The organism is Acidovorax sp. HMWF029, from assembly GCF_003060895.1.
Taxonomy (GTDB): Bacteria; Pseudomonadota; Gammaproteobacteria; order Burkholderiales; family Burkholderiaceae_C; genus Acidovorax.
In genome coordinates, this window is sequence record NZ_QAIH01000196.1 from 1 (window position 1) to 6,405 (window position 6,405).

9 protein-coding genes and 1 pseudogene are annotated in these 6,405 nt (G+C 62.6%); 5 read left to right on the forward strand and 5 right to left on the reverse strand.

What is annotated here, in order from left to right; all coding sequences use genetic code 11:
• The coding region (locus DBR12_RS13745; RefSeq protein WP_108617778.1) for a hypothetical protein at nucleotides 1-415 on the forward strand (415 nt) is incomplete at its 5' end.
• Between the two features lie 352 nt (nucleotides 416-767).
• On the opposite strand, the gene DBR12_RS13750 is transcribed toward DBR12_RS13745, so the two are convergent.
• Complete coding sequence (locus tag DBR12_RS13750) at nucleotides 768-1,196, reverse strand: hypothetical protein (protein ID WP_108617779.1); 429 nt, start codon at nucleotides 1,194-1,196, stop codon at nucleotides 768-770.
• A 116-nt stretch (nucleotides 1,197-1,312) separates the two neighbouring features.
• On the opposite strand from DBR12_RS13750, the gene DBR12_RS13755 reads away from it, so the two are divergent.
• Nucleotides 1,313-2,206: a LysR substrate-binding domain-containing protein gene (locus DBR12_RS13755; protein WP_108617780.1), complete on the forward strand. Its 894-nt coding sequence runs from the start codon at nucleotides 1,313-1,315 to the stop codon at nucleotides 2,204-2,206.
• A gap of 67 nt (nucleotides 2,207-2,273) precedes the next feature.
• Here the strand turns inward: DBR12_RS13755 and DBR12_RS13760 are convergent, their stop codons facing one another.
• Nucleotides 2,274-2,705, reverse strand: coding sequence for a TerB family tellurite resistance protein (locus DBR12_RS13760; protein WP_108617781.1), 432 nt, complete (start codon nucleotides 2,703-2,705; stop codon nucleotides 2,274-2,276).
• Nucleotides 2,706-2,945: 240 nt separating this feature from the next.
• The gene (locus DBR12_RS22020) at nucleotides 2,946-3,128 is read right to left on the reverse strand and encodes a hypothetical protein (RefSeq protein WP_146185538.1); all 183 of its coding nucleotides are present in this window, start codon (nucleotides 3,126-3,128) and stop codon (nucleotides 2,946-2,948) included.
• 237 nt (nucleotides 3,129-3,365) lie between these two features.
• Between DBR12_RS22020 and DBR12_RS13765 the strand changes: the two genes are divergently transcribed.
• Nucleotides 3,366-3,737 carry a hypothetical protein gene (locus tag DBR12_RS13765; RefSeq protein WP_108617782.1) on the forward strand — a complete coding sequence of 124 codons (372 nt, stop codon included), beginning with the start codon at nucleotides 3,366-3,368 and terminating at the stop codon, nucleotides 3,735-3,737.
• Between the two features lie 114 nt (nucleotides 3,738-3,851).
• On the opposite strand, the pseudogene DBR12_RS13770 reads toward DBR12_RS13765, so the two are convergent.
• Together DBR12_RS13770 and DBR12_RS13775 are read right to left on the reverse strand one after the other, a co-directional pair.
• Nucleotides 3,852-4,001 (reverse strand): annotated as a pseudogene (locus DBR12_RS13770) (transcriptional regulator); the annotation flags it as partial.
• Between the two features lie 173 nt (nucleotides 4,002-4,174).
• Nucleotides 4,175-5,197: a sulfate ABC transporter substrate-binding protein gene (locus DBR12_RS13775; protein ID WP_108617783.1), complete on the reverse strand. Its 1,023-nt coding sequence runs from the start codon at nucleotides 5,195-5,197 to the stop codon at nucleotides 4,175-4,177.
• Nucleotides 5,198-5,359: 162 nt separating this feature from the next.
• Here DBR12_RS13775 and DBR12_RS13780 point away from each other — a divergent pair, with 162 nt between their 5' ends.
• Together DBR12_RS13780 and mnmD are read left to right on the forward strand one after the other, a co-directional pair.
• Nucleotides 5,360-5,632: an oxidative damage protection protein gene (locus DBR12_RS13780; RefSeq protein ID WP_015013765.1), complete on the forward strand. Its 273-nt coding sequence runs from the start codon at nucleotides 5,360-5,362 to the stop codon at nucleotides 5,630-5,632.
• A 28-nt stretch (nucleotides 5,633-5,660) separates the two neighbouring features.
• On the forward strand, nucleotides 5,661-6,405 hold a 745-nt coding region (gene mnmD, locus DBR12_RS13785), incomplete at its 3' end, for a tRNA (5-methylaminomethyl-2-thiouridine)(34)-methyltransferase MnmD (RefSeq protein WP_146185539.1).

Below are 6,405 nucleotides of genomic sequence, written 5' to 3' on the forward strand. Positions count from 1 at the left end.
GGCGCTGGCCAGCGCCTGCACCCAGTTCCTGGCCGCCCGCCAGCCCCACGTGCGCCCCAGCGGCCCCGGCGAATGGACGCTGACAGGCTACAGCCCCGCCCTGGTCCAGCCCGAAGTCACCCGCACCGAATCGCCCGTGACGCCCTACGTCGGCAAGCTCGTCATCAAGGACAACGAGGCCCAGGCACACGCCCCCACCGAAGCCGCCGCCCAGGCCATCACCCTCACGCCCGCGCACCTGCTCTCCAACCGCACCCACACGTTCATCTATAGCTTTGACGGCCAGCAATGGCGCTGGCAAAACGGCCAGCGCCTGACCAAGATACCGGGGAAAAATGACCTGATGGAGACTGTGACCCTGCCGGAAGTATCCGCAACAGGGCCCAAGGGTTTTGCAGGGTGTTTGCCGCGTTAAGGATGTCCTGCATAACCCTCGCGAGTCGGTGGTAGTGCGGATCGGGACAGGCCGCAAGGCGTCTTTTTGCAGCCAATAGCCCGGCTATTGGCAAGAAAAGCAACGCAGCGGACTGCCCGAGGCCGCGCTATCACAGACCGCAGGGAGTTGTGCAGGACATCCTTAAGGCAAACCGGCTGCCACGAAGGTAGCCCCATAAGTGACACCTTCAGCAAGCCAAACAGGCTGCCCACAACCCAAGGCAATGCGTGGCCCTTCCATGAAGCGGCATGCATGCACACCCTGCTGCCCACACAGCCTGAAGAGTGAGTACGGCGCAACCCAGGCGCTTGCAAGGGCTGCGCCCGGCCGCTCAGCGGGCCAATGCCGCCTTCGAGGCGCCAGGGCCACCAGCACCGCCATTGCCACCACCATGGCGCTTGGCAAGTGCAATGAGAATATGGATGCCCACCGCCAACGCCACCAGCACGATGGCGCCCAGGCCCCACAACGCCCAGGCCAGGAAGGTGACGCCGCCGGCCAGAGCAGGCACGGCCTCCAGTGCCGCTTGCACCATGGGGCCCAGCGACGAAACGACAGCTTCCCACTGGCCCATCAACTCAGGGGGCATCCAGGCCTTGAGCCAGCCCGGCACCAGGACGGTGTCTGTGACCACGCTGCCGCCTGCCAGTGCGCCCGCATTGGAGACCACCCAGACCGTCACCGCATGCGCCCCCCAACAGGCCAAAGACCAGAGGGCCAGCAGAGCCAACGAAAGAAACCAGTTGATTGCGTAGAACATGTGAAAGCTTCCTCGATATTGATATTGGCAAGCGGCGAGTATGGGCAAACCCTCGTTGCATAGACACCAGACTGAGCCGCACCTACCATTCGGTTTTTTCGAACTTGAACCTGACTATGCTGAACTACCGCCACCTGTACTACTTCTGGATGGTTGCCAAGGAAGGCGGCTTTGCCAAGGCTGCAGACAGGCTGGAGATGGCGGTGCAGACCATCAGCGCCCAGGTACGCGATCTGGAAAAAGCGCTGGGCCACCAGCTGCTCAAGCCCTCTGGGCGCGGCGTGGCACTGACCGAAGCGGGGCAAGTTGCATTCACCCGTGCCGAAGAGATCTTCCAGCTGGGACAGTACATCGAAGAAGAGGTGCGTGAGGCCGCGACTGCCCGCGTTGCTCGGTTGTCGGTGGGCCTGTCAGACGGCATCTCGAAACTGGCAGCGCACGCGCTGCTGGAGCCCGTGCTGGCCACCCCCCACCTGCGGCTGGTATGCCATGAGGGAGAGTCGGACGAGTTGCTGTCTGAGCTCGCCCTGCACCAGCTGGATGTGGTGCTGTCCGGTCAAGCCGCGCCGCGCAACCCCCACCAGCGCCTGACCAGCGAGCGCATCGCCCGATCTGCACTGCAGTGGTATGGCCCGGCATCACTGGTGAGAAAGCAAGTGCGAGACCGATTTCCCCAGTCGCTGCAAGACTTGCCGGTGCTACTGCCCACCCACCATGCGCCACTGCGCGCCACCCTGGATGCCTGGTTTCAAGACCTGGGCGTGCAACCTCGGGTGGTGGGCGAATTTGAAGACAGCGCTCTGCTGGCCGTGTTTGCGGCACGGGGGCTAGGGGTGTTTCCGGTGAGTCGGCTGGGAGCGCAAGATGTGGGGCTGGTGCGTGGACTGCGCCTGCTGGGCGAATGCCCGCAGCTCTTTGAGGAGGTCCACGCCATCTGGTCGCGCCGGGGGCAGCACCACCCGCTGGTGCGGCAACTGGTGGATGCCTCCGCCGGACTGGGCACAGCCTAACGGACCTGCCACGCAACCAACATCCCCCTTGTTTGTAGTTGGATTTGCAGTTGTAGTTGCAGCCGCATCAGGCAGCCTGCGCCAGGTCATAGCGGTCGATTCCGGTGGGCGTGAAGCCCATTTGCCAAAACTGGCGTGCTGCATCCATCAGCCACCACTCACTCGGCGCAAGGTGACTGTCTGCAGTGGCTGCGGTGTACGCGAACTCCAGGGCCTTGCGCCGCAGCTCAGGGGCAGTCACTTCAGCCAACAACAGTTTCAGCGTGGGGCCATCAATGCTGGCTGCCAAAACCCGCTGTTCATGCATGCCCATCCACAGGTCTTCGCACAGGCCATGCAGCACCTTGGCAAAGCCGCCGTGCGGCAGGCCCAGGTCCTGCTCCATATGAAGCCCATGCAAGGCATCCAGCTCAGACCGGCTCACATGGCCATCCGATATCAACAGCAAGGCGATGATTCGGGCTACAGCTTCGGGGCTATTGCGGGGATAGCTACGCATCTCTGATTTCCTTTAAATGGGGTAAGTGCAATGACAAAGGGGACAAGCAGGCAATGGTTGACCCAGCGCTCCGCCCTAGGAGTCTGCGCGGCAAAAGGAGCATCGGCTGCAACGTGCGATAAACCGGTTTCGCGCGGTACTACCTCCTGCGCCCAGGGGGCCACCCTGGGCTTATCGGTAGCACCACGCGATCCTCGGTTTTCGCGCGTTTCGCTTCGATGCCTTCTGCCACGCAGACTCCTAGCGGCGATAGCGTGAACGCGGCTGCCAGCCGTCGCGGTACTGGGCTTGCACCCGCAGCGGCACCTTGACCGGAATGCGCCGCAGCGCGGGTGCCCGAGCCACGGCGAAACGGGACAGCCAGTCCGCAAGGCGATGGCGCAAGGAGGTGAAGAGCGAAGAGATTCCAGACCAGGGTTTCACGGATGGCTCCTTTGAAGCGGAAAGTTGCAAACAGGAAGAAGCCTTGAATGTGTGGCCCCCGCTCGCGGACAAGAAGCAGGTTTTCTCTGTCACATACATCCAGAAACTCGAAGTGATGCATCAGCAGCAACATCGCAGACCAAACACAGAGTTTTCAGAGATTCAACGAAGAAATTTCCTGCTGGTTGGCCGCCAAGCTGCGGGATACGGTGTCACCCTCAACTCAGGAGATCGCAAATGCAGATTCTTTTCAGAACACGCCACCCCGAAGCCGCACTGATGCGCGATGCCGTGGAGCGTCGCGTGCGTTTCGCCTTCAGGCGACTGAACGCCCTGGTGCCACGTGCTGAAATCAAGCTGGATGACATCAACGGCCCCCGTGGCGGCCCCGACAAGCGTTGCCAGATTGCCCTGCGTACCGACGGCGCGGGTGCCGTGGTGGTGTCTTCGGTGGCCAAGGACTGGCGCTGCGCACTTGACGAAGCGCTGGCCAGCGCGGCCCGACACCTCTTGCGCACCTGGCGGCGCAACTCGACGCACCCCAAGCAACGTCGCCTCAACGGGGCTGTAGATACAAGGCGACAAGGCGGCAGCGAACACCCCGCATAAAGACCTGGCGGCAGCCCGGCATGCCGCCAAGCAGGGGCTGCAACACGCCATAAGGCCCAGATCCGTCACGAACGGATCTGGCTGCCATGCAACCTGCAGGCCCGGCCGGGTCTGTCACCTGCCCAGCGAGCCCTCTGGCTCAGCGCATGCGCCTTGCAAAACAGCCTGCTCGACCACATCCCGCGTCAGCGTGGGCACAAAGCTCTCGATGAAACGGTAGGCATACCCGCGCAACCACGCACCCCGCCGCAGGCCCAGGCGGCTGCCAGCGATGAGCAAGGCGGACATGGTGTGAATTCCTTTGTTACTACTGTTTTGATAGCTATCAGCGCTTTATGGATGAGCGCAGAGGGCTTTTTTTTCTTATAAAAAGGACGAGCGGCGCCCACCCGTCCCGCCAAGACGGGGTTCCTGGTGATGGACGGGGGGCTGCTCAATTACTTGCGGGTGTAGACCTGGTCAAAGCTTGCGTTGTCAGCAAAGTGGTCCTTGGCCGCTTTCTCCCAGCCGCCAAACGCGTCATTGATGTTGAACAGGTTCAGCTGGGGAAACTGCTTGGCGTACTTGGCCTTCGCCTTGTCAGACACAGCGGGGCGGTAGAAATGTTTGCCCGCGAGATCCTGGCCTTCTTCGGTGTACAGATACTGCAGGTACGCCTCGGCAACGGCGCGCGTACCCTTCTTGTCCACGTTCTTGTCCACTACCGACACGGCGGGCTCGGCCAGGATGGACAGCGACGGATAGACCACATCCACCTTGCTGCCGAATTCTTTCTCCAGCAGGTAGGCCTCGTTCTCCCAGCTGATGAACACATCGCCTTGGTTGCGTTGCGCGAAGGTCACCGATGAGCCTCGCGCACCCGTGTCCAGCACCGGCACGTTGGCATACAGCTTGCCCACAAACTCCTTGGCCTTGGCGTCACCACCGTACTTGCGCTTGGCAAACTCCCACGCAGCCAGATAGTTCCAGCGCGCGCCGCCTGAGGTCTTGGGGTTGGGGGTGATGACCTTCACGTCCGCACGCACCAGGTCGTCCCAGTCCTTGATGCCCTTGGGGTTGCCCTGGCGCACCACCAGCACGATGGTGGAGGTGTAGGGCGAGCTGTTGTGCGGCAGGCGCTTTTGCCAGTCCTTGGGGATCCAGCCGCCGTTGGTGTGCAGTGCATCGGTGTCGCCCGCCAGAGCCAGCGTGGCCACGTCGGCCTCCAGCCCGTCGATGATGGAGCGCGCCTGCTTGCCCGAGCCTCCGTGGCTTTGCTTGATGGTCACGTCCTGGCCGGTCTTGGCCTTCCAGTGCTTGGCAAACGCCTGGTTGAACTCCACATACAGCTCACGGGTGGGGTCGTACGAGACATTGAGCAGCGTCACGGACTGTGCAAACGACGGCAATGCCGTCAGGGCCAAACTGCCTACCAGGGCGGCGGCGAAGGGAAACTTGATAAAGTCGCGGCGAAAGTTCATGGGAGGGCCTCTTTTTAAGAATGTGTGCGGTGCAAATCACCGATGGAACGCATTCTGAAAGGCCCTCTACAAAACTGGAACTACTGAGATTTCAGTTCTTAATATCCAAATCATCTGAGCGAAGCCTTTTTTCGCTCCCCCTACTACAAGGAATTCGTACCCATGGCACGCACCGTTCAATGCATCAAGCTCGGCAAGGAAGCCGAAGGCCTCGACTTTCCGCCCTACCCCGGCGAGCTGGGCAAACGCATCTGGGAGAGCGTGAGCAAGGAAGCCTGGGCGGGCTGGCTCAAGCACCAGACCATGCTGGTCAATGAAAACCGCCTGAACCTGGCCGATGCGCGCGCCCGCCAGTACCTGGCGCGCCAGATGGAGAACCACTTTTTCGGCAGCGGTGCAGACGCTGCAGCGGGCTACGTCCCGCCGAGCGCATAAAAAAACCTGCGCGCTTTTCTAGTCTTTCATGTCCGAGCCTGTTGACTGGCTGCCGGACGGCACCCCCTACAGCCCCCGCTTCGGCGACCGCTACCACAGCGAAAACGGCGGCCTCACCCAGGCTCGCCGGGTGTTTTTGCACGGCTGCGGCCTGCCTGAGGCATGGGCAGGGCAACCGCAATGGCGCATTCTGGAGACCGGGTTTGGCTTTGGCCTGAACTTCCTGGTGACCTGGGCCGCCTGGCGGGCCGACCCCGCTCGGCCCACGCTCCTGCACTTTGTCTCGACCGAAGCCTGGCCGGTGAGCGCGGCCGACCTGCTGCGCGCTACCTCGGTCCACCCCGAACTGGCCCCCTTGGCGCAAGCACTGCACGACCAATGGTGGGGCCTGCTGCCGGGCGTGCACCGCCTGCGCTTTGATGAAGGCAGGGTGCTGCTCACACTGTATGTGGGCGACACCCAGGCCATGCTGCGCCAGCAGAGCCTGACGGTGGATGCCATCTACCTCGATGGTTTCAGCCCCCAGCGCAACCCGGAGAGCTGGGACCTGCATACCTTGAAGGCCGTGGCGCGCTGTTGCCGACGCGGCACCCGCCTGGCCACCTGGACCATTGCCCGCGCCGTGCGCGACGCATTGGCGCAATGTGGCTTTGAAGTGACCCGTGTGCCCGGCGTGCCGCCCAAGCGCGACAACCTGCATGCCACTTACCACCCGCGATGGGAGCCCCGCACCACGCGCCAGTCGGCGTCTGCGGCGACGCCAGAACCCGCCC